Raw genomic sequence first — 24,547 nt, forward strand, 5'->3', positions numbered from 1 at the left:
GCGCGAATTCTCCCCGGGGTGGTTACCTGAGGGGGTGAACACGGTTGCAGCGGCTGGCGTCGGGGCACGACCTGGGTTCAACCTGGCATTGGCCACCTGGGTATCTGCCATAAATTTCTGGGCCTGGAACATGATCGGCCCACTATCGACCACATATGCAGGCGACATGTCGCTCAGCAGTAGTGAGGCGTCGATGCTCGTCGCGACGCCGATCCTCGTGGGTTCGCTCGGCAGAATTGCTGTCGGCCCTCTCACCGACCGGTACGGCGGTCGGTTCATGTTCATCCTCGTCACCGTCGCCTCGATCATTCCGGTGCTCGCGGTCGGCTTCGCAGGTGAGGCGGGGTCGTACCCGTTGCTCCTGGTGTTCGGCTTCTTCCTCGGCATCGCGGGCACGATCTTCGCTGTCGGAATCCCGTTCGCGAACGGCTGGTACGACCAGTCCCGTCGAGGGTTCGCCACCGGCGTGTTCGGTGCGGGGATGGTCGGCACCGCTCTGTCCGCGTTCTTCACCCCGCGTTTCGTCGGCTGGTTCGGGACGATCGCCACCCACGCGATCATCGCGGTAGCGCTCGCGCTCACGGCCGTGCTGTGTGCAGTCGCGATGAAGAACTCGCCGACGTTCACCCCGAACACCGACAAGGTCACCCCGAAACTGCTCGCAGCCTGCAAGCTCCGAGTCACATGGGAGATGTCGTTCCTCTACGCCATCGTGTTCGGCGGGTTCGTGGCGTTCAGCAACTACCTGCCCACCTACATCAAGACGATCTACGACTTCTCGGCCGTCGACGCGGGAACACGAACGGCCGGATTCGCGGTCGCCGCGGTCATTGCACGCCCCATCGGCGGCGCACTCTCCGACCGGATCCCACCGAAATACGTTGTGCTTGCTTCGCTCGCCGGCACCGCTGTCACGGCGTTCCTCGCCACCCTCAAACCGCCGCCCGACGTCCTGTCGGCCACCGACTTCATTGCGATGGCGATCTTCCTGGGCATCGGCACCGGTGGCGTGTTCGCGTGGGTCGCGCGGCGCGCGCCTGCGAATTCGGTCGGTAGCGTCACCGGAATCGTTGCTGCTGCAGGCGGTTTGGGCGGATACTTCCCGCCTCTGGTGATGGGCGCGACCTACGACCCGGTCGACAACGACTACACGGTGGGCCTGCTGTTGCTCGTCGCGACAGCGCTGATCGCATTGGCCTACACCGCACTGAAACTGAAGACACGTGAACCGGCGAACGATACGCCACAGTCGCAGGAGGAACCGAAGTGACCACAGAGAAGACCGGTACGGGCGGAACCCTCGAAGAACTCCTGGTCCGAAGCGGTCGATTCTTCACTCCCGGGCAAGGATCCGACGACGGTCGTACCGTCACACGCCAGGGCGGCCGCGAAGGTGATGTGTTCTACCGCGACCGCTGGAGCCACGACAAGGTGGTTCGCTCCACACACGGCGTCAACTGCACAGGGTCGTGCTCGTGGAAGATCTATGTCAAGGACGGGATCATCACCTGGGAGACGCAGGAGACCGACTACCCGTCGGTCGGTCCCGATCGACCCGAATACGAACCACGAGGATGCCCCCGAGGTGCCGCGTTCTCGTGGTACACGTACTCGCCGACCCGGGTGCGGTATCCGTATGCGCGCGGTGTGCTCGTCGAGATGTACCGCGAGGCGCGGCAACGACTCGGCGATCCGGTCCTCGCCTGGGCCGATATCCAGAACGATCCCGAGCGACGAGCCCGCTACCAGCGGGCACGCGGCAAGGGCGGTCTGGTACGCGTGACGTGGACCGAGGCCACCGAGATGATCGCGGCCGCGCACGTGCACACGATCAAGGAATACGGCCCCGACCGAGTCTCGGGATTCTCGCCGATCCCGGCGATGTCGATGGTGTCGTTCGCGGCGGGATCACGTTTCATCGAGTTGCTCGGTGGCGTCATGACGTCGTTCTACGACTGGTACGCAGACCTGCCCGTCGCATCCCCACAGGTCTTCGGCGACCAGACGGACGTGCCCGAGTCCGGTGACTGGTGGGACGCCGCGTACCTGATGATGTGGGGCTCGAACGTGCCTGTCACCAGGACACCCGATGCCCACTGGATGGCGGAGGTTCGCTACCGCGGCACGAAGGTCGTCTCGATCAGCCCCGACTACGCCGACAACACGAAGTTCGCCGACGAATGGATGCCGTGCGCCGCAGGCACCGACGGCGCGCTCGCTATGTCGATGGGCCACGTGCTGCTCAACGAGTTCTACGTACAGCGACGGGTCCCGTTCTTCGTCGACTACGTACGGCAGTACACGGATCTTCCGTTCCTGGTGAAGCTCGAAGACCGCGACGGCATGCTCGTGCCGGGTAAGAACCTCACTGCGGCCGACCTCGGCGAGGATGTCGAGAATGCCGCCTTCAAGCCGGTCCTGCTCGACGGCGCCACCGACACCGTCGTCGCGCCGAACGGTTCGCTCGGCCACCGGTACGGCGATGACGGCGTAGGAAAATGGAATCTGGACCTCGGCGACCTGGTACCGACCTTGACCGTTGCGCCGGGAGGCGGAGTCGCGGGTGAGACCGCGGCGGTGCATCTGCCGAGCTTCGATTCGATCGACGGCCACGGCGAGAGCATCGAACGCGGTGTCCCCGTGCGCCGGGTCGGCGAACACCTGGTGTGCACGGTGTTCGACCTCATGCTCGCCCAATACGGCGTGAACCGTCCGGAGCTGGGTCTGCCGGGGCAGTGGCCCACGGGATACGACGACGCGGACTCGCCCTACACGCCGGCGTGGCAGGAATCGATCACCGGAGTGTCCGCGGGTCAAGCGATTCGGATCGCGAAGGAACTCGCTCGCAACGCCGAGGAATCGGGCGGCCGCTCGATGATCATCATGGGCGCGGGTATCTGTCAGTGGTTCCACGGCGACGCCACCTATCGCGCAGTGCTGGCGTTGCTGTTGCTCACCGGATCGATGGGCCGGAACGGCGGTGGCTGGGCGCATTACGTCGGCCAGGAGAAGTGCCGTCCCGTCACCGGGTGGGCGGCGATGGCGATGGGCACCGACTGGAGTCGGCCGCCGCGACAGATGGCCGGGACGTCGTATTGGTATGTGCACACCGATCAGTGGAGATACGACGGCTATCGCGCCGACGCCTTGTCCAGCCCGTTGGGGCGCGGCCGCTTCCGCGACAAGCACACGATGGATGTGATGGCCTCCGCTGTCGCGATGGGATGGACCCCGTTCTATCCGCAGTTCGACCGGAACAATCTCGATGTCGCCGACGATGCACGTGCCGCAGGCAAGGAGATTCCGTCCTATGTCGCGGAGCAACTGGCGAGCGGTGATCTGAAACTCGCGGTGACCGATCCCGACAACCCGAAGAATTGGCCACGCGTGCTGAGCGTGTGGCGCTCGAACCTGCTCGGCTCCTCCAGTAAGGGCAACGAGTACTTCCTGCAACACCTGCTCGGCACCGACTCGAACCTGCAGGACGAGACCACCACCGACGGACTGCAGCCGAACGAGGTGACGTGGACCGACACCGTGCCGGAAGGCAAACTCGACATGCTGATGTCGATCGATTTCCGCATGACGTCCACCACGCTGTTCTCGGATATCGTGCTACCCGCCGCGACGTGGTACGAGAAGGGCGACCTGTCGAGCACCGACATGCATCCCTATATCCACGCCTTCAGTCCCGCGATCGACCCGCCCTGGGAAACCCGTTCGGACTACGAAGCATTCGGTGCGATCGCGAAGGCCTTCAGTGCGCAGGCACGCACGCACCTGGGCACCCGCACCGACGTCGTGATGGGCACGCTCCAGCACGACACCCCCGGCGCAATGGCGTTCCCCTCGGGTACCGAGAACGACTGGCGCAAGACCGGTGAGGTGCCGATCCCGGGAAAGACGATGGGGCCGATCGCGGTCGTCGAACGCGACTACACCGCCATCGCCGACAAGTGGTCGACGCTCGGACCACTCGTGGACAAGCTCGGGCTGACCACCAAGGGCGTGACCACACATCCCACCGAGGAGGTCGCCGAACTCGCCGCGAAATTCGGTGTGATGAACACCGGTGCCGGTGCGGGCCGCCCCGCGATCACCACTGCCGAGCGGATGGCCGACGTGATCCTGTCGCTGTCGGGAACCTCCAACGGCCGGTTGGCCGTCGAAGGATTCCGCGAACTCGAGAAGCGCACCGGCAGGCGCCTCGTCCACCTGGCCGAGGGCAGCGAAGAGCGCCGGATCACCTATGCCGACACCCAGGCCAGACCGGTCCCTGTGATCACCAGCCCCGAATGGTCCGGCAGCGAGACCGGTGGCAGGCGTTACGCCCCGTTCACGGTGAACATCGAGGAGCTCAAACCGTTCCACACCCTCACCGGCCGCATGCACTTCTATCTCGACCACGACTGGATCGAAGAGGTCGGGGAGCAGCTGCCCACCTACCGGCCGCCGCTGGACATGTCGAGACTCTTCGGCGAATCTGCACTCGGAACGACCGACGGAATCGGCCTGACCGTGCGCTATCTGACGCCCCACTCCAAGTGGTCGATCCACTCCGAGTATCAGGACAACCTGTTCATGCTGTCGTTGTCGCGTGGCGGCCCGACCATGTGGATGAGTCCGGCCGACGCGGCGAAGATCTCGGTCCGGGACAACGATTGGATCGAGGCGGTCAACCGTAACGGTGTGGTGGTGTGCCGCGCGATCGTCTCGCACCGTATGCCCGAAGGAGTCGTGTACGTCTATCACGCGCAGGAACGCACCATCGACGTACCGCTGACCGAAACCACCGGCAAGCGAGGCGGTATCCACAACTCGATCACGAGAATCCTGATCAAACCGACACACATGGCGGGCGGGTACGCGCAGACGTCGTACGCCTTCAACTATCTCGGGCCCACCGGAAACCAGCGTGACGAAGTAACGGTGGTCCGCCGCCGCAGCCAGGAGGTGACGTACTGATGAAGGTCATGGCACAGATGGCGATGGTGATGAACCTCGACAAGTGCATCGGATGCCACACATGTTCAGTGACCTGCAAGCAGGCCTGGACCAATCGCTCGGGTACCGAGTACGTATGGTTCAACAACGTCGAAACCAGACCGGGACAAGGGTATCCGCGCAGGTATGAGGACCAGGAGAAGTGGCAGGGCGGCTGGGTCCGCGACAAGAAGGGCCGGCTACGTCTGCGTGACGGTGGGCGCATCCACAAGCTCACCCGCATCTTCTCCAATCCGAAGATGCCGTCGATCAACGACTACTACGAGCCGTGGACCTACGACTACGAGAACCTCACCACCGCGCCGCTCGGCAACAACATCCCGGTCGCGCCGCCCCGCAGTCTCATCAGCGGCAAACCGATGAAAGTGGAGTGGTCGGCGAACTGGGACGACGACCTCGGCGGTTCCCCCGAGATCCTGCCGGAGGACCCGATCCTGCAGAAGATCAACGAGGAGGTCAAACTCCAACTCGAAGAGACCTTCATGTTCTACCTGCCGCGGATCTGTGAACACTGCCTGAATCCGTCGTGCGTGGCATCGTGCCCGTCGGGCGCCATCTACAAGCGCAGCGAGGACGGCATCGTGCTCGTCGACCAGGATCGTTGCCGGGGCTGGCGGATGTGCGTGTCGGGTTGCCCCTACAAGAAGGTGTACTTCAACCACAAGACGGGCAAGGCCGAGAAATGCACGTTCTGCTATCCGCGGATCGAGGTCGGATTGCCGACGGTGTGTGCGGAGACCTGCGTCGGCCGGCTCCGGTACATCGGGCTGGTGCTCTACGACGTCGACAAAGTGCTCGACGCCGCGTCCGTCGAGAACGACAAGGATCTGTACGAAGCGCAGCGGCAGCTCATCCTCGACCCGAACGATCCGGAAGTCATGGCAGGTGCACGGGCCGAAGGGATCTCCGACGACTGGATCACCGCAGCCCAGCGCTCGCCGATCTACGCTCTGATCAACAAGTACAAGGTGGCGTTACCGCTGCATCCGGAATACCGGACCATGCCGATGGTCTGGTACATCCCACCGCTGTCGCCGGTCGTTGACGCCGTCAGCCGTGACGGCCACGACGGGGAAGAAATCGGAAACCTGTTCGGGGCACTCGAGTCGCTCCGGATCCCGGTCCAGTATCTCGCGGAACTGTTCACCGCGGGTGACACCGACGTGGTCGAGGGCGTGCTGCACCGACTCGCGGCGATGCGCTCGTACATGCGCGATGTCAACCTCGGGCGCGACACCCAGCCGCACATCCCACAGGCGGTGGGCATGACGGAGGAAGAGATCTACGAGATGTACCGGCTGCTGGCGCTCGCCAAGTACGACGAGCGTTACGTCATTCCGACCGCGTACGCGACCGACGGCCACAAGCTGGAGGAGACGGCAACCGACTGCTCGTTGTCGTTCGACGGTGGACCCGGCATGTACGAATCGGGTCCGTTCGGCGAGTCCAGCGGCGGGCCGGTGCCGGTTGCCGTCGAGACGTTCCACGCGCTCGAACAGCGGCAGACCTCTGAGGGAATGGCCGCGAACTCCAGCAATCCGTCGCGGGTGAATCTGCTCAACTGGGATGGCAAAGGCGTACCCGCAGGCATATTCCCGCAACACCACCGAGACGATGCCGAGGATGATCGATGAAGCTGCTTCGCCGCTCGACACGACGCGACCTCGCGGCGGTCCGGTTGCAGCACCGCGCGATCCGCCAGGCGGCGTCGCTGTTGCTCGCCTATCCCGACGAGCGGACCCCGGGGCGGCTCGTCACCGTCGATGCTCTGCTCGAGCACGTCACCGGATCCGAACACGACGCACTCGCACGCACCGCGCTGTACCTCCGCACGACCGAGCCCCTCGTCGCGGCACGCGAGTACGTCGAGACCTTCGACATGCGCCGACGCTCGACGATGTACCTGACCTACTGGACAGGCGGCGACACACGTAATCGGGGCACCGAGATCCATGCGTTCGCACGTGCCTACCGCAATGCGGGAGTCGAGCCACCCGACGGGGAGGCGCCCGACCACCTGCCCGTAGTGCTCGAATTCGCGGCGACCGTCGATCCGGAGGTGGGGGAGAAGTTGCTCGCGGCGCACCGGGCGCCCCTGGACGTGCTGCACACCGCGCTCGTCGAACACGCCTCGCCCTATGCCGACACTGTGACCGCGGTGTGCGCCACACTTCCGCCGGTCACCGACCAGGAGTTGCAGCGAGCCCGGCATCTGGCAGAGGCGGGACCGCCCGCCGAGGCGATCGGACTGCAGCCCTTCACCCTCACCGTGCCGCCGCGCAGCGACGGCAGTTCCGCTCGAGAAGGAGGTCGGCCGGCATGAACGCAGGCGTGATCTACTGGGACATCGTGCCGTACGTGACCCTCGCCGTACTGATCGTCGGTATCTGGTGGAGGTACCGGTACGACAAATTCGGGTGGACGACCCGCTCGTCGCAGCTGTATGAGAGCCGGTTGCTGCGGATCGGCAGTCCGCTGTTCCACTTCGGCATGCTCGTGGTGATTCTCGGACATGTCATCGGTCTGGTGATCCCGGAGTCCTGGACGGAAGCCGTGGGCATCAGCGAACACATGTACCACTGGGGCGCGGCGGTTCCTGGCATCATTGCGGGTGTCGCGACGCTGGTCGGCGTGGGTCTGCTGGTCTACCGCCGGCGCACCAGGGGGCCCGTGTTCAGCGCGACCACTGTCAACGACAAAGTCATGTATGTCGTGTTGGTCGCCGCGATCGTCGCCGGGCTCGCCACCACGGTGATCGGCGCGTTCGAGGCCAACGAAGCGCACAACTACCGCGAGACGGTGTCACCGTGGTTCCGGTCGATCTGGATCCTGCAACCTCGGGGCGACCTGATGGCCGAGGCGACGCTCTCGTTCCACATCCACGTGACGGTCGCGCTGGTGCTGTTCGCGATCTGGCCGTTCACACGACTCGTCCACGCCTTCAGCGCGCCGTTCGCGTACCTGTTCCGCCCGTACATCGTGTACCGCGGTCGCGACGAAGCCACAAAGGGACAGCTCGTCGGATCGCAGCCCCGACGTCGAGGTTGGTGACGAGAACGCAGCAGTGGTTGCTGAAGAGAACACAGCAGGGGTTGCTGAAGAGAACGCAGCCGTGGTTGCTGAAGAGAACACAGTGGTGGTCGCGTGTAGTGTGTGATGTTCCGTGCCTTGAACACAGCTTTCACCACACGCGATTCACCGACAGCGCAGGACCGTAGAACAGCCCATGGCAACACGCTTCGATTCTCTCTCACTCGACACCCCGGCGGGGGTCGCGGACACCGGCGTACGGCGCACCGTGCTGCCCGGTGGCGTACGTGTCGTCACCGAACACGTGCCGGGCGTGCGATCGGCAGCAGTAGGTGTGTGGGTAGGTGTCGGTTCCCGCGACGAGCAACCCTCGGTCGCGGGTGCCGCCCACTTTCTCGAGCATCTGCTTTTCAAGGCGACGCCCACCCGTTCTGCTCTGGACATCGCCGAACTCGTCGACGGGATCGGCGGTGAGCTCAACGCCTTCACCAGCAAAGAGCACACCTGCTTCTACGCTCATGTGCTCGACGACGATCTGCCGATCGCCGTCGACGTCGTCGCCGACGTGGTGTTGCGCGGACAGTGCCGCAGCACCGACGTCGACGTCGAGCGTCAGGTGGTGCTCGAAGAGATCGCCATCCGCGACGATGACCCCGAGGATCTGCTCGGCGACGCCCTGCTGACCGCGCTCTACGGTGATCACCCGGTCGGCCGTCCGATCATCGGCTCCACGGAATCGATCGAATCGATGACGCGCACTCAGCTGCACTCGTTCCATATGCGCCGGTACACACCGCAGAGGATGGTGGTGGCCGTGGCGGGAAACGTCGATCACGCGCACACTGTCGAACTCGTCCGCCGAGCGTTTGCAGGGCACCTCGACGAATCCGCACACGCGGCACCGCGACGCGAAGGGACGCTGCGGCTGCGCGCCGCGCCCACCCTGAGCATCACCGATCAGGACAACGAGCAGGTGCACTTCAGTCTCGGTGTCCGCGCGTTCGGCAGGCACGATCCGCGGCGTTGGGCGCTGTCGGTTCTCAACACTGCGATCGGCGGCGGCCTGAGTTCGAGGCTGTTCCAGGAAGTGCGCGAGAAGCGCGGACTCGCATATTCCGTCTACTCGGGCGTCGACACGTTCGCCGACACCGGGGCGTTTTCGACCTATGTCGGATGTCAGCCCGAGAACCTCGGCGACGTCGCCTCGGTGGTGCGTGAAGTTCTCGCCGATGTTGCCGAGCACGGCATCACCGACGCGGAGTGTGCGCGTGCCAAAGGGTCGCTGCGCGGCGGACTCGTTCTCGGACTCGAGGACACCGGTGCCCGTATGCACCGGATCGGCCGCAGTGAACTGAGTTACGGGCGGCACTGGGGGATCACGGAGACACTCGAACGTATTGCCACCGTCACCACCGAACAGGTGCGTGAAGTGGCCGCCGAATTGCTTCACCGTCCCTACGCTGCGGCGGTGGTCGGTCCGTACCGGCGCGCACGCGACCTCCCCGCATCGGTGCGGGGGATCGTGGCCTGAGGTCGCGCCTGCTCCCGCCCGTCTGATGATCACGCCTGTTGCGTAGGCTTTCCCGAGTACAGCGACGGGAAGGACGTGGATCGGTGGCGGACAAGACAGCTCTTCGGGTAGGGGTTCTCGGAGCGAAGGGCAAGGTGGGTCAGGCCATCTGCGCCGCGGTGGACACGGCCGCCGACCTCGAACTGGTCGCGGCCGTCGACAAGGATGACAGCCTCGACGCATTGGTCACGTCGGGAGCCCAGGTCGTCGTCGACTTCACCCACCCCGACGTGGTGATGGACAATCTGCAGTTCCTGATCGAGAACGGTATCCATGCCGTCGTCGGCACCACAGGGTTCGACGACGCGCGCCTCGGCCAGGTGCGGGACCGGCTCGCCGCGAAGCCCGCCGTCGGTGTGCTCATCGCACCCAACTTCGCGATCGGCGCGGTGCTGTCGATGCGCTTCGCGCAGGCCGCCGCGCGCTTCTTCGATTCCGTCGAGGTCATCGAGCTGCACCACCCGAACAAGGCCGACGCGCCGTCCGGAACGGCGTACCGCACCGCTCGATTGATCGCTGAGGCCCGCGACGCGGCCGGAGTGGGTCGCAGCCCCGACGCCACCACCACCGAACTCGACGGCGCGCGCGGTGCAGATGTGGACGGCGTGCGGGTGCATTCGGTGCGGGTGGCCGGTTTGGTCGCGCACCAGGAAGTGTTGTTCGGCACGCAGGGTGAGACTCTCACGATCCGGCACGACTCGATCGATCGGTCGTCGTTCGCTCCCGGTGTGCTCCTCGGCGTCCGCGAGGTCGGCTCCCGCCCCGGATTGACCGTGGGCATCGACCCCCTGCTCGACCTGTGAGTGCGCAGGCCTCGGCGGGTCGCGATGTCGCGAAGGTGGTCATCGCGATCGCCTTCATCGTCGCGGCGCTCGCGTTCTACTTCGTGAGGTTGGGACACACCGGGATCTCGCTGATCACGAGCGGCGAAGCAGTGTCGATCGTGTTCGGTGTGGGGGTGTTCCTGCTCCCGGTGGTGGGCGTGTGGATCGTGTACGCGACCCTCCGTGCGGGGCTGGACCATCAGCGATTGTCCCGCCGGATCCATGACGAGGGCCTCGACCTCGACGTGAGCGATCTTCCGCGGAGGGCGTCCGGACGTATCGAACGTGACGCCGCGGATGAACTGTTCCACTCGGTGAAAGCCGAGTGGGAGGCCGACCCCGACAACTGGCGCAACTCGTATCGACTCGCCCGCGCCTACGATTTCGCCGGCGACCGCAGTCGGGCGCGCGAGACGATGAAACGCGCCGTGGCCCTGGAGAAGTCCGAGCGCGACAGCGAGACGTAGCCGCTCGTCGCAGCGTGTCGAGATGCGTAGTCTGCGGGGATGACCGAAGACAACGCCCGCACTCTGCTCGTGGTCCATCACACTCCGTCGCCGTTCATGCAGGCGATGTTCGAAGCTGTGCTGGCGGGCGCCACCGATCCCGAGATCGAGGGTGTGAAGGTGGTCCGCCGGCCGGCGCTCACGGTCTCTCCGACCGACATGCTCGAAGCGGACGGCTATCTGCTCGGGACACCGGCCAACCTCGGATACATCAGTGGCGCGCTCAAGCACGCGTTCGACGTCTGTTACTACCCGTGCCTCGATTCGACGCGCGGACGGCCTTACGGGTTGTACCTCCACGGCAACGAAGGCACCGAGGGTGCCGAGCGTGCCGTCGACACCATCACGACCGGGCTCGGATGGGTCAAGACCGCCGACTACGTCGTCGTTTCGGGTAAACCGAGCAAGAGCGATCTCGAGGCCTGCTGGGAACTCGGCGCGACTGTTGCGGCCCAGCTGATGGGCTGACCCGGTGATGTGCCGACCCGGAACGGGCTACGCGACGAAGTTCTTCTCCACGAACTTCGTCAGGCCCTTGCCCGCGGTGTCGATGGCGGTCTTCTCCGCGCGGCGCACCAGAAATCCGGGCACCGGGATCTTCGGATCGATGGCGAGGCTGAAATCGACCCTGGTTCCCTTGCCTGACGCGGTGAGCGTGTACGAGCCGTCCTGCACGTTCTGCTGAGCGCTCTCGACCAGGGTCCACGACATCGATTCGTCGCCGCTCCACGTGTAGTCGACGACCTGCTCGTCGGTGATCCCGATGATCGACACAGTCATGCGCACACGGTGGGGGCGGCCGTCGGGGTGAGTGCTCTCGACCGTCACCGACTTGTGGGTCGACGACCATTCGGGAAGGCGATCGACCGCGGCGATACCCGCCATCACCTGCTCCGGTGTCGCGTCGATCTCGAAGCTCTTGGTGCTGCTGACGGCCATGTTTCTCCACCCCTCGGGTCCGCGTCTTCGCGAACTGCGCCTTCACGTGCGACGGAAATCTACCGCACGGATACCCGTGGGGAGCGGTCAGTCGGTGTGGCGCTCGTCGGTGTCGCCGGTGGTGTCGTTCCCGGTGGCATCACCGGCCCCGGTGTCGGCGGGCGTGTCGGTTTCGGTGTCGGTTCGGGCCCCGGGTGCCGGAGTCGTGGTGGTCGGCTTGGTGGTGGGCCAGCGCCATTCGTCGGCGCGACGCTGATAGCGCATCTGCTCGCGCAACGCGCCCTGCACTGCTTGCCCGACCCAGGAATTGAGCGACACCCCATTCTGTGCGGCGGCCTCCTCTGCGCGGGTCTTGATCTGCTCGACCAGTCGGAGTGTGACGCGACTGATGTCGCCGGTCATCTCCTCGAAGGTCGGCGGCGGAGTGGCCTCGGCCTCGGGTGCCGGGCCGTCGTGTACCTCGACGATGGCATCGACTCCGTCGAGACGGACGGTGATCCTACGGTCTCCCAACTGCTCGGAGACGTCGGCGGCCAGGTCGGACAGGGCGCTCAACACGGCGAGTCGAGCGGGGGCAGCGATGGCGGTGGCGAGGGCCGCGGCGATGCGCCGAGTCTGCTCGTCGCCCAGTTCTGCCGCGCTTCTCACGGAGTCGGCGATGGCGTCGGTATAAGCATCGATGTTCATGACGTCAGTGTGACGCCGAACGTGATGTCAGTCAACCGTCATTCAGATGTCATCCAGGTGTTCCGTGCGACTGCGCGTTAGGGTCGAGCAGAATTACCGTGCGGAAACGTGGAGGGGAGACGGGCATGGCGCCGGAACCGATCGGACTGCAGGTCAGGCTCATCGCCAAGACGGAATTCCTCCCTCCGGAGGGTGTGCCCTGGGAAACCGATGCCGACGGCGGTGAAGCCCTCGTCGAGTTCGCCGGTCGCGCGTGCTATCAGAGCTGGGCGAAGCCGAACCCTCGCACCGCAACCAACAGTGGATACCTCACACACCTCCTCGCCGTGGGGCACGATTCGGTGCTCGAGCACGCGACCGTCACTTTCTACATCACGGGCATCTCCCGCTCGTGCACGCACGAACTGATCCGCCATCGACACTTCTCCTTCTCGCAACTGTCGCAACGGTTCGTCCCGGGAGGGGACGCTCCCGTCGTGATTCCTCCGGCAATCGAAGGCGACGCCGACCTCGAGGCGTTGTTCTTCCGCGCTGCCGAACGTAGTCGCGACGCGTATGTCGAACTCCTCGACGCGCTCGACGAGAAGATGTCGCATCTCCCCCCGGGGCCCCTACGGGCCAAGCAGGTCCGTGAAGCCGCACGAGCGGTCCTGCCGAACGCCACCGAGACCCGCATCGTGGTGACCGGAAACTACCGATCGTGGCGGCACTTCATCGCGATGCGCGCCACCGAGCATGCCGACGTCGAGATCAGGAGACTCGCCGTGGAATGTCTGCGGCAGCTCACCGAAGCGGCGCCGAACGCCTTCTGCGACTTCACGATCAGCGCACTCGCCGACGGCACCGAAGTCGCCTCGGGAGGCTTTCAGATCGACGGCTGACAGCACTGCCGGTGCGGGCCGTGCGCGAGCCGTGTTCCGGGTGGCAGCGTCCACGCGGTAGCCTTCTGACCATGACCAACGGTGATTCCGCAACTGCTGTCGAGCTTCCGTTCGGCACCATCGCAACGGCGATGGTGACCCCGTTCACTGCCGAGGGCAAGCTCGATGTCGATGCGGGTGTGCGACTGGCGAACTATCTGGTCGAGGGCGGCTGCGACGCACTGGTTCTCGCCGGTACCACCGGCGAATCGCCCACCACCACCGAGAACGAGAAACTTGAACTGATGCGTGCCGTACTCGCCGCAGTCGGCGACCGCGCGAAGATCATCGCAGGCGCGGGAAGCAACGACACCGCTCACAGTGCCGAACTCGCGCGCGACGCTGCTCGTGCCGGCGCCCACGGCCTGCTCGTGGTGACCCCCTATTACTCGCGTCCGCCGCAGGCCGGCCTGTACGCGCACTTCGTCGCCGTCGCCGACGCCACCGACCTTCCGGTCATGATCTACGACATCCCACCGCGTTCCGTCGTCCCGGTCGAGACGGAGACTCTGAGACTGTTGGCGGAACATCCACGCATCGTGGCAGTCAAGGACGCCAAAGGTGACCTCAATGCCGGCGCGGAGTTGATCGGCACCACCGACCTGAAGTTCTATTCGGGCGACGACCCACTGAATCTGCCATGGCTCTCGGTCGGCGCGGTGGGCTTCGTCAGCGTCATCGGACACCTGGTACCCGGACGACTACGCGAACTGCACACCGCTTTCACCGCCGGCGACCTCGAACTCGCCCGGAAGATCAATCTGTCGTTGATTCCCATCTACCGCGCCGTCGCGCGGCTCGGTGGGGTGAGCGCGTCCAAGGCCGGACTGCGCCTGATGGGCATCGATGTCGGTGAGCCACGCCTGCCGCAGGTTGCGCCGGTGACCGCCCAGATCGATGCGCTGGCCGCAGATCTGCATGCAGCGGGGGTGCTGTGATGAGTCGTCCCAACCGTGGCCGTGGTCGCGCGACCCGCAACGCCGGACCGCCGACGTCCAAGCCCACTCGGCGCGTCCCCCAGAACTCCGCCGCAACGAAACGCCCGGGCCCCCGGCCCACGACAGACCCGACCGCGCGCCTCGGCACTCCGCCGAAGGCACCGAAGACCGGGCTGCGGGTCGTCGCGCTCGGCGGCATCGGTGAAATCGGTCGCAACATGACGGTGTTCGAGCACCAGGGCCGCTTGCTCATCGTGGACTGCGGTGTTCTCTTCCCCGAGGACCAGCAGCCAGGCGTCGACCTCATCCTTCCCGACTTCCGGTACATCGAAGACCGCATGGACGACATCGAAGCGGTCGTTCTCACCCACGGTCACGAAGACCACATCGGCGCACTGCCGTTCCTGCTGCGACTGCGGCCGGACATCCCTGTCATCGGTTCGAAGTTCACCCTCGCGCTCGTCTCCGCGAAGTGCCGCGAGCACCGGTTGCGCCCGAACCTCACCGAGGTCATCGAGGGGGAGCGGACCACCCACGGCCCGTTCGAGTGCGAGTACTTCGCCGTCAACCACTCGATCCCGGATGCGCTCGCGGTCGCGATCCACACCGAAGCCGGTGTCGTGCTGCACACCGGCGACATCAAGCTCGACCAGCTGCCGCTCGACAACCGCCTCACCGACCTTGCGGGATTCTCCCGTCTCGGAGATGAGGGCGTCGACCTGTTCCTCGTCGACTCCACCAACGCCGAGGTTCCCGGGTTCGTGACTCCGGAACGCGAAATCGGCGGCGTGCTCGACAACGTCATCGGCAAAGCGAAGAACCGCGTCATCGTCGCGTCGTTCGCGAGCCACGTGCACCGAATCCAGCAGGTCGTCGACGTCGCACACCGCTACAACCGTCGCGTCGCGTTCGTCGGCCGTTCCATGGTCCGCAACATGCAGATCGCGCAGGACCTCGGTTACCTCACTGTGCCGGACGGCCTCGAGGTCAACATCGACACCGCGGCATCGCTGCCCGATGATCGGCTCGTGCTGGTATCGACGGGTTCGCAGGGTGAGCCGTTGTCGGCGCTGTCGCGTATGGCACGCGGCGAACACCGCCAGATCAACGTCAAGGAAAACGACCTCGTGGTGCTGGCGTCGTCGCTGATCCCGGGCAATGAGAACTCGGTGTTCGCGGTCGTCAACGGGCTCTCCAAGCGCGGTGCCACCGTCGTCACGCAGCAGAACGCGAAGGTGCACGTCTCCGGCCACGCGTCGGCCGGTGAACTGCTGTACCTGTACAACGCAGTCCGGCCGACCAACGCGATGCCGGTACACGGCGAGTGGCGTCACCTCCGTGCCAACGCGGCGCTCGCGGAAGCCACCGGTGTGCCGAAGGAACGGATCGTGCTCGCGGAAGACGGCGTCGTCGTCGACATGGTCGACGGCCTCGCCGAGATCGTCGGCCGGGTGCCGGTCGGACACGTGTACGTCGACGGGCTATCCGTCGGCGATGTGGGCGAGTCCACCTTGTCGGATCGGTTGATCCTCGGTGAAGGCGGCTTCATCTCGATCTCCGTCGCTGTCGACGCGGCAACCGGTCGTGCGGTGAGCACACCGGAGGTGTCGGGGCGCGGCTTCTCCGACGACCCGACCGCACTGACCGAGGCGGCCGAGCTCGTCGACAAGACGCTCAACCAACTCGCTGCGGAGGGCATCACCGAAACACACCGCATCGCGCAGAGCATTCGCCGTGTCGTCGGTCGATGGGTCGCCGACACGTACAGGCGTCGGCCGATGATCGTGCCCACGGTTATCGAGGTCTCCTGAGACACACGCAGGATCGGTCGATGCCATCGCGCGAGATGCTCGTTAGAGTGGCCGAATGAGCCTTGCTCGACGCGAACGGCACGCTTTGGTCCGCACAATGTCGGAGGTCGGCCCGGAAGCCCCGACGCTCTGCGGGGATTGGACGACCCGCGATCTCGCAGCACATCTGCTGGTGCGCGAGCGTCGCATCGACGCGATGCCCGGAATCATGATCTCGGCGCTGGCCGGCCACACCGAGAAGGTCCGGCGCGCGGTGACCGACAAACAGTGGGCGCACCTGCTCGCCGACATCGATTCCGGGCCTCCGAAGTGGTCACCCCTGTACCTCGTCGATTCGGTCGCGAACGCAACCGAGATGTTCGTGCACCACGAGGACGTGCGACGAGGCGCATCCGGGTGGGAACCGCGGCGGTTGTCCGCGGAAGACCAGGAGCTGCTCTGGAAGTACGCCCGGACCATCGGTCGCACCAGCTACAGCGGCAGCGACATCACCGTGCACTTCGAACGCCCGGGCGGCGACCGGGTCACCGTCCGCTCGCGGGGGCCGCGCGCCGTCGTGCTGCGCGGGGAACCGTCCGAACTGCTCCTCCACGCATTCGGACGCGACGAGGTTCGCCTCGAGCAGGACGGGAGTGAGGCGGATATCGCCGAGCTCGCGGCGTCCCGCAGGGGACTCTGACCTGCGCGTGCCCGGTGCTCCTTGCCGGACGGCGGTCCGGTGTTGTGATCAGTGCCGCCGCGTGCTTCCCGTGTTGCTGACGGTGCGTGAGTGGTGGGTGCGGCTACCCTGGCGGTATGGCAGGAAAGTCGGGTAGCCGCGCATCGTCCCCCGCGACCTCTCGGTCACGGTCGGGGACGCGCACGTCCACCTCGTCGGGTCGGGCCAAGACTGCTGCCGCCACATCGACCTCGTCCGCGAAGACACCGTCCGCACGTTCCGCGAAGGCCTCGACCGCGAAGAAGTCGACTCCCAGGGCATCGACGGCGAAGACCTCGACGGCGAAGTCGCCCGCCAAGAGGAAGCCCTCGGCCTCCGGTTCGCGTGCCTCGGCCACGACTCGCCGAGCCCCGGCAGCGCGCGCGCGTCGCGGTCCGGCACCGCAACCGCGTCGAGGCTCGGGAGGACTGCTCACCGCGATCGGCAAGAGTGTCGGTGCCGGCTGGTTCATGATCGCTCGGGGTCTCGGCGCCACCACCCGGACGATGGGCCGCGCGACAGAGATCGAACACGGTCACCGGCGTGACGGCATCGCGCTCGGTCTCGTTGCATTCGCAGTGATTGTCGCCGGCTCGGTGTGGTTCGGTGTGGGCGGCCCCGTCGGCGAGTGGGTCGAAACCGGAGTGCGTGCCGTCACCGGTGGGGCAAGCGCGGTACTGCCTCTCGTCGCTCTCGGTATCGCGGTGGTGCTCATGCGAACCGAACCTTGGCCGGAGGCCCGGCCACGCTTGGTCCTCGGGTCGCTTCTCGTCGCGCTTCCCGCGCTGGGACTCTGGCACATCGCGTCCGGCTCACCCACCGATGTCTCGGGGCGGTCGGAGGGTGCCGGGTTCGTCGGTGCTGCCGTCGGTGGCCCGATCACCGCGGGCCTGACGGTGTGGTTGTCGGTGCCGCTCATGTTGATCGCCATGGGATTCGGAATCCTGCTGATCACCGGCACCACGATCCGCGAACTACCCGAGCTCTTCCGCGACTACTTCGGCCTTCCCTACCGCGACGACGACGGATATGGGTACTACGACGAAGACGGCGAGTACCACCCCGAGCACGACGGCTACTCCGACCATCTCAACCCGTTGCTCTACGAGGACGACTCCGAGAAGCCGCGGTCCCGGCGTCGCCGCACCCCCAGCGAGAACTACCCGACCGACGAGTTCGACGGCGATGCACGCACCGAGGTGCTTCCGTTGTGGGACGAACCACAACCGGACGCTGCGCCGATGCCCGCGCCCGAACCCGAACCGGAGGCCCCGAAACCGCGGGCCCGTACCAAGCCGAAGGCCTCGGCCTCGGCGGCAGTGCCGACACCCACCCCGCCGGAGCCCGACGCGGACGTCATGGAACAGCTGGTTCCGGACCGCGTCGTCGAAGGCGATTACACGTTGCCCTCCTTGAATCTGTTGATCGAGGGCGACCCGCCCAAGACCCGTTCGGCCGCGAACGATCAGATGATCGAGGCGATCACCGAGGTACTCGAGCAGTTCAAGATCGATGCAGCGGTTACCGGGTTCACCCGTGGCCCCACCGTCACGCGGTACGAGGTCGAACTCGGGCCGGGTGTGAAGGTCGAGAAGATCACCGCACTCGCCCGCAATATCGCCTACGCCGTCGCGACCGACAATGTCCGGTTGCTCGCACCGATTCCCGGAAAGTCCGCGGTCGGGATCGAGGTGCCCAACTCCGATCGCGAACTTGTGCGCCTGTCCGACGTGCTGGGGGCGGCCTCCACTCGCCGCGACCACCATCCGCTGGTCATCGGGCTCGGCAAGGACATCGAAGGCGACTTCGTCTCCGCGAACCTCGCGAAGATGCCGCACCTGCTGGTGGCCGGTTCCACCGGTTCCGGTAAGTCCAGCTTCGTCAACTCCATGCTGGTGTCGCTGTTGATCCGGGCGACACCCGACGAGGTGCGGATGATTCTCATCGACCCGAAGATGGTCGAGCTCACACCGTACGAGGGCATCCCGCACCTGATCACCCCGATCATCACCCAGCCGAAGAAGGCTGCGTCTGCTCTGGCGTGGCTCGTCGAGGAGATGGAGCAGCGCTACCAGGACATGCAGGCCAACAAGGTGAGGCATATCGACGACTTCAACACGAAGGTCAAGTCGGGTGAGATCACCGCACCACTGGGCAGCGAGCGTGTCTACCGGCCGTATCCGTACATTCTGGCCATCGTCGACGAGCTCGCGGATCTCATGATGACCGCCCCGCGCGACGTGGAGGATGCGATCGTGCGGATCACCCAGAAAGCCCGTGCCGCCGGAATCCACCTCGTCCTGGCAACCCAGCGGCCCTCTGTCGACGTCGTGACCGGTCTGATCAAGACGAATGTGCCTTCACGACTCGCGTTCGCAACGAGCTCACTGACCGACTCGCGGGTCATCCTCGACCAGCCGGGTGCCGAGAAGCTCATCGGTATGGGTGACGGGCTGTTCTTGCCGATGGGTGCAGGCAAACCCGTCCGCATGCAGGGTGCCTTCATCACCGACGAGGAGATCTCGGCGGTCGTCGATTTCGCCAAGACTCAGGCCGAGCCCGAATACAACGAGGGCGTCACGGTGCCGAAGGCCGGGGAGAAGAAGGACGTCGACCCCGACATCGGCGACGATCTCGACGTGTTCCTGCAGGCGGTCGAGCTCGTCGTCACGAGCCAGTTCGGGTCGACCTCGATGCTGCAACGCAAGCTCCGCGTGGGCTTCGCCAAGGCCGGACGGCTGATGGACCTCATGGAGACCCGCGGCGTGGTAGGGCCGAGCGAAGGCAGCAAGGCCCGCGAAGTCCTCGTCAAGCCGGACGAGCTCGATGGCCTGCTCTATTCGATCCGGGGCGGTGGCGATCCCTCGGAATCGGATGGCAGTGACACCTGATGTCCGGACACCCCGTGACCGGGTGATGGGTGACGTGCCTTACGGCCGAAGTGTCGTCGTGAAGTCCCGCCGCGGTGCCTGTGGCACAATCGTGAGAGCTGTGGAGGGGAGTATCCCCTTATCCGCGGCAGTCTCGTCAACACGTTCGGCACCGTTGCCGTTCCGGGGCTGCCGGTCCGAGGCTCGGCCCCGGGCGGGAGAGACCTCCGGCAGGTACGCATACCTACCGGAAGGCCGAGGTGCATATGCACGTCACATTGACGACCTGGTTGATCACGATCGCGGTGATCATCGGGCTGTTCGTCTTCGACTTCTTCGCGCACGTCCGTAAACCGCACGCGCCGACACTGCGCGAATCAGGTTTCTGGTCCGCAGTGTTCATCACCATCGCGATCCTCTTCGGCGTGGTCGTCTTCGTGGTGTGGGGGCCGACGTACGGCGGTGAGTACTTCGCCGGCTACGTCACCGAGAAGGCCCTGTCGGTGGACAACCTCTTCGTCTTCGTCATCCTCATGGCCACCTTCGCGGTGCCACGCGAATTTCAGCAGAAGGTCCTCACGATCGGGATCGTGCTGGCATTGGTGATGCGCGGAATCTTCATTGCGGTCGGCGCTGCCGCAATCAACGCTTACAGCTGGGTTTTCTACCTGTTCGGTTTCTTCCTGATCTACACGGCCGTCAAGCTCATCCGCGACCACGGCAACGAAACCGAGAGCGTGTCGGAGAACAAGATGGTCGTTCTCGCCCGCAAGTTTCTGCCGGTCCACGACGAATACGACGGCGACAAGCTCGTCACCCGCATCAACGGTAAGAAGATGGTGACCCCCATGCTGCTCGCGCTCGTCGCGATCGGCTTCACCGACATCCTCTTCGCACTCGATTCGATTCCCGCGATCTACGGCCTCACCGAGGAGCCGTACCTGGTCTTCACCGCCAACGCGTTCGCCCTGATGGGCCTGCGGCAGCTGTTCTTCCTGATCGGTGGACTGCTCGAGCGTCTGGTGTTCTTGTCGTACGGTCTGTCGGTCATCCTTGCGTTCATCGGCGTAAAACTCGTGTTGCATGCGCTGCACGAGAACACGCTCTCCTGGATCAACGGCGGCGAGCACGTAGCGGTCCCCGAGATCTCCACAGGGTTGTCGCTGATGGTGATCGTGGGGGTTCTCGTCATCACGACGGTCGCGAGCCTGCTCAAGACCAGGAACGACGACAAGGATCAGGGCGGCAAGACTGGGGAGAAGAACCTCAGTCGTTGAACACGCCCATCACCGGAGTCCAGCCGGTGATGCGGACAGCGTCGATCAGCGTCGACCGCGCGAACGGATCCTGCGCCATCAGATCGTGTGCGGCTGCTTCGTCGGCGACATCGATGAGGATCAGCGCGCCGGAACCGTCGACCCACGGCCCGGTCGCCCGCACCGTGCCTGCCTCGACCAGACTTCCGAGCCAGGCACGGTGCTCCGGACGGTGTTCGTCGCGAGCTGCGGCAGTCGCCTCGGAGTAGGTGTATTCGACGGCGAACAGGGCCATGGGTTCTCACTTCCGTGCGGGATCGACCGTTCGATCCTCGTACATCTCGGTGGTCGTACATCTCGAGGTGTGCTCACAAGGCGAGCAGCATCCGGGTGTTGCCGAGAGTGTTGGGCTTGACATAGCTCAGATCCAGGAACTCTGCGACGCCGGTATCGTACGACCGGCACATCTCCGCGAAGACCTCGGAGGTCACCGGTGTTCCGTCGATCTCCGCAAACCCGTGGTGCGCGAAGAACGAGACTTCGAAGGTGAGGACGAAAAGCCGCTCGAGTTCGAGTTCGCGCGCGACCTCGATCAGGCGCGTGACGATGAGATGCCCGGTGCCGCGTCCTGTGACCTTAGGATCCACCGCCACGGTACGAATTTCGCCGAGATCCGACCACAGGACGTGCAGAGCGCCGCACCCGACCAGTTCGCCTGCGAGTTCGGCGACCCAGAACTCCTGCACGGCCTCGTACAGGGTCACGAGATTCTTCTCGAGAAGGATCTTCCCGGCGTAGATGTCGATCAATTGCTTGATCCCCGGCACGTCGGATGTTCTGGCGCGCCGCACGACAATCCGGTCGTTCGTGTCCTGTTCGTCGGCCGGTGAAGTCATGCGGTGAACAGTAGCGCGTGAATGTACCGATATTGTGGGCGCATGAGCACGCCCCGCCAGTCCGTTGCCGCATCGGGCGGGAGCGGCGCCGCACCAGGACCGAACGCTGGTTCTGCGCACGACCCGGTCCCACTGTGGAACATCGCCAATATCCTCACGGTGATGCGCATTGCGCTCGTTCCGGTGTTCCTGGTCTTTCTGTTCATCGGCGACGGACACGAGACCGTCTGGCGGCTGACCGCGGCCGGAGTCTTCGCGATTGCTGCGATCACCGACCGCATCGACGGTCAGCTGGCCCGGCGGCTCGGCCTGGTCACGGATTTCGGGAAGATGGCCGACCCGATCGCCGACAAGGCGCTCATCGGCGCCGCACTGGTGGGCCTGTCGCTGCTCGGCGACTTGTCATGGTGGGTCACCGGCATCATCGCTGCGCGAGAGTTGGGTATCACGGCGCTGCGTTTCGCGGTGCTGCGGCACGCGGTGATCCCGGCCAGCCGCGGCGGCAAACTCAAGACGTTGGTGCAGACAGTCGCAATCGGTGTGTACCTGCTTCCGCTACCCGATGTCGTCGCACCGTTCGCCATGGCGTTGATCGTGCTGGCGGTCGTGCTCACGGTGGTCACGGGGATCGATTACGTGGTCCAGGCGGTGCGATTGCGCGCCGGCGTGCGTCGCGCCGAACAAGCACATCGGAACGGTGATTCCGCATGACGTTCGGAGGCGATCCCGGCGACGTGGGGTGTCGGGCTGACGGGTGTCGCGGGGCCCGACGCCCAGGACGACCACCCTCCGGGAACCCTGTCTCTCGGGATCAGCGGGCCGTCCGGGACGTCTGTCACCCGCCCGGAAGCCAGCGGCGATCGATGGCAGATCAGACTTGGAGCGGTCGACGCGACCGTGTCGGGGCTACTCACGCGACTGGGCTCCCAGGCGGCGTTGTAATGTCTGTGCACCGCGGTATTCGAAGTCCGGAGGATGCCCGGGAACCTCGCGACCGTGTCGCGCGTTGTCGAGTTGTAGGCACGGTCGAGTTGTAGGCACGTCGGACGAAGGAGGATGCGATGGCGCTGTTGTTGCGTGAGGCACTCGGTGACAGCCTTCGGCGCACCCGTGTTTCGCAGAGCCGCACCCTGCGCGAAGTCTCCAGCAGCGCCCGGGTCAGCCTCGGCTACCTCTCGGAGGTCGAGCGAGGGCGGAAGGAAGCGTCGAGCGAACTGCTCGCCGCCATCTGCGACGCACTCGCCGTACCCCTGTCCGACGTGATGTTCGACGTCAGTGAGTCGCTCGCCGAGCGGACTCTGCGACGCACCGGCGCGGACGTCGTGATGCCGGGTGCGTACGCAGACCAGGGCTCGACCCACTCCGAGTCGGGTGTGGAGACGGTCGATGCTGCCCTGCTTGCCCAGGACCCGCTGCTTGCCCAGGAGTCGCTCATCACGCAGGAGACCCGCGTGGTGATTCCGGCACCGGCCGCGCGAGCGCTCGCCGCGGCCTAACATGGATCACGACCGTGTCGGCGTCGCCGGATACGGACGAAAGCGACACAGCGTGGGCCACCGTCCGGGGGGTGGCCCGAGTCGCCAGGTGGGATCGTCGGATCGGTCGAGTCGAAGGTGACCGGCACGGCGGACCGGAACCGGTGCGCGAGGGACGCACACCGGGTCGCGTTCGGCGCGGCGTACAGATGGAGGCGGGATCACACCCATGGCTAATCCGTTCGTCAAGGGTTGGAAGTACCTCATGGCGCTCTTCAACTCCAAGATCGATGAGAAGGCCGATCCGAAGGTCCAGATTCAGCAGGCGATCGAAGACGCACAGCGTCAGCACCAGGCCCTGTCGCAGCAGGCTGCATCCGTGATCGGCAATCAGCGTCAGCTGGAAATGAAGCTGAACCGTCAGCTGGACGAGGTCGAGAAGCTCAACGCTAGTGCTCGCCAGGCCGTGATGATGGCCGATCAGGCCGGCAGCGCGGGCGACACGGAGAAGGCGATTCAGTACACCAACGCAGCTGAGGCGTTCGCTGCGCAGCTCGTCACGGCCGAGCAGTCGGTCGAAGATCTGAAGGTTCTGCACGATCAGTCGCTGCAAGCGGCAGCGCAGGCCAAGAAGGCCGTCGAGCAGAACGCCATGGCACTCCAGCAGAAGGTGGCCGAGCGCACCAAGCTGCTCAGCCAGCTCGAGCAGGCGAAGATGCAGGAGCGCGTGAGCGAATCGCTGCGATCCATGGATTCGACGCTGTCCGCGCCGGGGTCCACTCCGAGCTTGGACGCTGTGCGCGAGAAGATCGAGCGTCGTTACGCGACGGCGCTCGGCTCGGCCGAACTCGCTCAGAACTCCGTGCAGGGTCGCATGCTCGATGTGCAACAGGCCACGGTCCAGATGGCAGGTCACAGCCGTCTCGAACAGATCCGCGCCTCGATGAAGGGCGATGCTCTGCCCGGTGGAGCACCGGCGAATCCTGCCGTCAACACCGCCAAGGAGCCTCCGAACGCTGCAGGCTCCGCCGGTTCCCAGTAGTCGCTGACCCTCCATCGAAGCGGACACAGAACCATGAGCGCGCCCGGCAACGGCCGGACCGGAGTGACTCCCGGTCCGGCCG

24 protein-coding genes are annotated in these 24,547 nt (G+C 65.4%); 19 read left to right on the forward strand and 5 right to left on the reverse strand.

What is annotated here, in order from left to right:
* Positions 1-34 precede the first annotated feature (34 nt).
* The 9 genes from ACFWB0_RS17220 to ACFWB0_RS17260 all read left to right on the forward strand — a co-directional run bounded on the left by ACFWB0_RS17220 (position 35) and on the right by ACFWB0_RS17260 (position 11,402).
* A complete protein-coding gene (locus tag ACFWB0_RS17220) occupies positions 35-1,270 on the forward strand; it encodes a nitrate/nitrite transporter (RefSeq protein WP_378491678.1) in 1,236 nt (411 codons plus the stop codon).
* Positions 1,267-4,965, forward strand: coding sequence for a nitrate reductase subunit alpha (locus ACFWB0_RS17225; RefSeq protein ID WP_378491679.1), 3,699 nt, complete (start codon positions 1,267-1,269; stop codon positions 4,963-4,965). Before ACFWB0_RS17220 ends, ACFWB0_RS17225 begins: the two co-directional genes overlap by 4 nt.
* On the forward strand, positions 4,965-6,638 hold the full coding sequence (gene narH / locus ACFWB0_RS17230; protein WP_378491680.1) for a nitrate reductase subunit beta: 1,674 nt from the start codon (positions 4,965-4,967) through the stop codon (positions 6,636-6,638). Before ACFWB0_RS17225 ends, narH begins: the two co-directional genes overlap by 1 nt.
* On the forward strand, positions 6,635-7,327 hold the full coding sequence (narJ, locus tag ACFWB0_RS17235) for a nitrate reductase molybdenum cofactor assembly chaperone (RefSeq protein WP_378491681.1): 693 nt from the start codon (positions 6,635-6,637) through the stop codon (positions 7,325-7,327). Before narH ends, narJ begins: the two co-directional genes overlap by 4 nt.
* Positions 7,324-8,055 (forward strand): respiratory nitrate reductase subunit gamma, encoded by a 732-nt coding sequence (gene narI, locus ACFWB0_RS17240; RefSeq protein WP_378491682.1) that lies wholly within the window; start codon positions 7,324-7,326, stop codon positions 8,053-8,055. The genes narJ and narI overlap by 4 nt, the downstream gene beginning before the upstream one ends.
* 175 nt (positions 8,056-8,230) lie before the next feature.
* Entirely contained in the window at positions 8,231-9,565 is a 1,335-nt protein-coding gene (locus ACFWB0_RS17245; protein WP_378491683.1) for a M16 family metallopeptidase, read from the forward strand.
* 83 nt (positions 9,566-9,648) lie between these two features.
* Positions 9,649-10,407, forward strand: coding sequence for a 4-hydroxy-tetrahydrodipicolinate reductase (dapB, locus tag ACFWB0_RS17250; protein WP_378491684.1), 759 nt, complete (start codon positions 9,649-9,651; stop codon positions 10,405-10,407).
* Positions 10,404-10,895, forward strand: a complete 492-nt coding sequence (locus ACFWB0_RS17255) for a hypothetical protein (protein ID WP_378491685.1) — start codon at positions 10,404-10,406, stop codon at positions 10,893-10,895. Before dapB ends, ACFWB0_RS17255 begins: the two co-directional genes overlap by 4 nt.
* A 39-nt stretch (positions 10,896-10,934) precedes the next feature.
* Positions 10,935-11,402, forward strand: coding sequence for a flavodoxin family protein (locus ACFWB0_RS17260; protein WP_378491686.1), 468 nt, complete (start codon positions 10,935-10,937; stop codon positions 11,400-11,402).
* Between the two features lie 27 nt (positions 11,403-11,429).
* Here the strand turns inward: ACFWB0_RS17260 and ACFWB0_RS17265 are convergent, their stop codons facing one another.
* Both ACFWB0_RS17265 and ACFWB0_RS17270 read right to left on the reverse strand, forming a co-directional pair.
* Positions 11,430-11,873, reverse strand: a complete 444-nt coding sequence (locus tag ACFWB0_RS17265) for an SRPBCC family protein (RefSeq protein ID WP_378491687.1) — start codon at positions 11,871-11,873, stop codon at positions 11,430-11,432.
* 87 nt (positions 11,874-11,960) lie between these two features.
* Positions 11,961-12,560 carry a toxin-antitoxin system HicB family antitoxin gene (locus ACFWB0_RS17270; RefSeq protein WP_378491688.1) on the reverse strand — a complete coding sequence of 200 codons (600 nt, stop codon included), beginning with the start codon at positions 12,558-12,560 and terminating at the stop codon, positions 11,961-11,963.
* A 125-nt stretch (positions 12,561-12,685) separates the two neighbouring features.
* Here ACFWB0_RS17270 and thyX point away from each other — a divergent pair, with 125 nt between their 5' ends.
* The 4 genes from thyX (at position 12,686) to ACFWB0_RS17290 (ending at position 16,908) form a co-directional block, all read left to right on the forward strand.
* A complete protein-coding gene (gene thyX / locus ACFWB0_RS17275; RefSeq protein WP_378491689.1) occupies positions 12,686-13,441 on the forward strand; it encodes an FAD-dependent thymidylate synthase in 756 nt (251 codons plus the stop codon).
* Between the two features lie 71 nt (positions 13,442-13,512).
* The gene (gene dapA, locus ACFWB0_RS17280; RefSeq protein ID WP_378491690.1) at positions 13,513-14,418 is read left to right on the forward strand and encodes a 4-hydroxy-tetrahydrodipicolinate synthase; all 906 of its coding nucleotides are present in this window, start codon (positions 13,513-13,515) and stop codon (positions 14,416-14,418) included.
* Positions 14,418-16,229, forward strand: coding sequence for a ribonuclease J (locus ACFWB0_RS17285; protein ID WP_378491691.1), 1,812 nt, complete (start codon positions 14,418-14,420; stop codon positions 16,227-16,229). The genes dapA and ACFWB0_RS17285 overlap by 1 nt, the downstream gene beginning before the upstream one ends.
* Before the next feature lie 55 nt (positions 16,230-16,284).
* Positions 16,285-16,908 (forward strand): TIGR03085 family metal-binding protein, encoded by a 624-nt coding sequence (locus tag ACFWB0_RS17290; protein WP_378491692.1) that lies wholly within the window; start codon positions 16,285-16,287, stop codon positions 16,906-16,908.
* 103 nt (positions 16,909-17,011) lie between these two features.
* Here the strand turns inward: ACFWB0_RS17290 and ACFWB0_RS17295 are convergent, their stop codons facing one another.
* Positions 17,012-17,398, reverse strand: coding sequence for a hypothetical protein (locus ACFWB0_RS17295; protein WP_378491693.1), 387 nt, complete (start codon positions 17,396-17,398; stop codon positions 17,012-17,014).
* Here ACFWB0_RS17295 and ACFWB0_RS17300 point away from each other — a divergent pair.
* The gene (locus ACFWB0_RS17300; RefSeq protein ID WP_378491694.1) at positions 17,397-19,817 is read left to right on the forward strand and encodes a DNA translocase FtsK; all 2,421 of its coding nucleotides are present in this window, start codon (positions 17,397-17,399) and stop codon (positions 19,815-19,817) included. The genes ACFWB0_RS17295 and ACFWB0_RS17300 overlap by 2 nt on opposite strands.
* Before the next feature lie 245 nt (positions 19,818-20,062).
* Positions 20,063-21,073, forward strand: a complete 1,011-nt coding sequence (locus ACFWB0_RS17305) for a TerC family protein (protein ID WP_378491695.1) — start codon at positions 20,063-20,065, stop codon at positions 21,071-21,073.
* Here ACFWB0_RS17305 and ACFWB0_RS17310 read toward each other — a convergent pair.
* Together ACFWB0_RS17310 and ACFWB0_RS17315 are read right to left on the reverse strand one after the other, a co-directional pair.
* Complete coding sequence (locus ACFWB0_RS17310) at positions 21,063-21,347, reverse strand: YciI family protein (RefSeq protein ID WP_378491696.1); 285 nt, start codon at positions 21,345-21,347, stop codon at positions 21,063-21,065. The two genes, ACFWB0_RS17305 and ACFWB0_RS17310, sit on opposite strands and share 11 nt — an antisense overlap.
* 73 nt (positions 21,348-21,420) lie before the next feature.
* Positions 21,421-21,948, reverse strand: coding sequence for an amino-acid N-acetyltransferase (locus ACFWB0_RS17315; RefSeq protein ID WP_378491697.1), 528 nt, complete (start codon positions 21,946-21,948; stop codon positions 21,421-21,423).
* A 42-nt stretch (positions 21,949-21,990) separates the two neighbouring features.
* Between ACFWB0_RS17315 and pgsA the strand changes: the two genes are divergently transcribed.
* The 4 genes from pgsA (at position 21,991) to ACFWB0_RS17335 (ending at position 24,465) form a co-directional block, all read left to right on the forward strand.
* Positions 21,991-22,659, forward strand: coding sequence for a CDP-diacylglycerol--glycerol-3-phosphate 3-phosphatidyltransferase (gene pgsA / locus ACFWB0_RS17320; protein WP_378491698.1), 669 nt, complete (start codon positions 21,991-21,993; stop codon positions 22,657-22,659).
* Positions 22,660-22,671: 12 nt separating this feature from the next.
* On the forward strand, positions 22,672-22,890 hold the full coding sequence (locus ACFWB0_RS17325; RefSeq protein WP_378491706.1) for a CinA family protein: 219 nt from the start codon (positions 22,672-22,674) through the stop codon (positions 22,888-22,890).
* A gap of 119 nt (positions 22,891-23,009) precedes the next feature.
* A complete protein-coding gene (locus ACFWB0_RS17330; protein ID WP_378491699.1) occupies positions 23,010-23,444 on the forward strand; it encodes a helix-turn-helix domain-containing protein in 435 nt (144 codons plus the stop codon).
* 208 nt (positions 23,445-23,652) lie between these two features.
* Complete coding sequence (locus ACFWB0_RS17335; protein WP_378491700.1) at positions 23,653-24,465, forward strand: PspA/IM30 family protein; 813 nt, start codon at positions 23,653-23,655, stop codon at positions 24,463-24,465.
* The last annotated feature ends 82 nt before the right edge of the window (positions 24,466-24,547 follow it).

The sequence above is a fragment of the Rhodococcus sp. NPDC060086 genome (assembly GCF_042730275.1).
Classification (GTDB): domain Bacteria; phylum Actinomycetota; class Actinomycetes; order Mycobacteriales; family Mycobacteriaceae; genus Rhodococcus.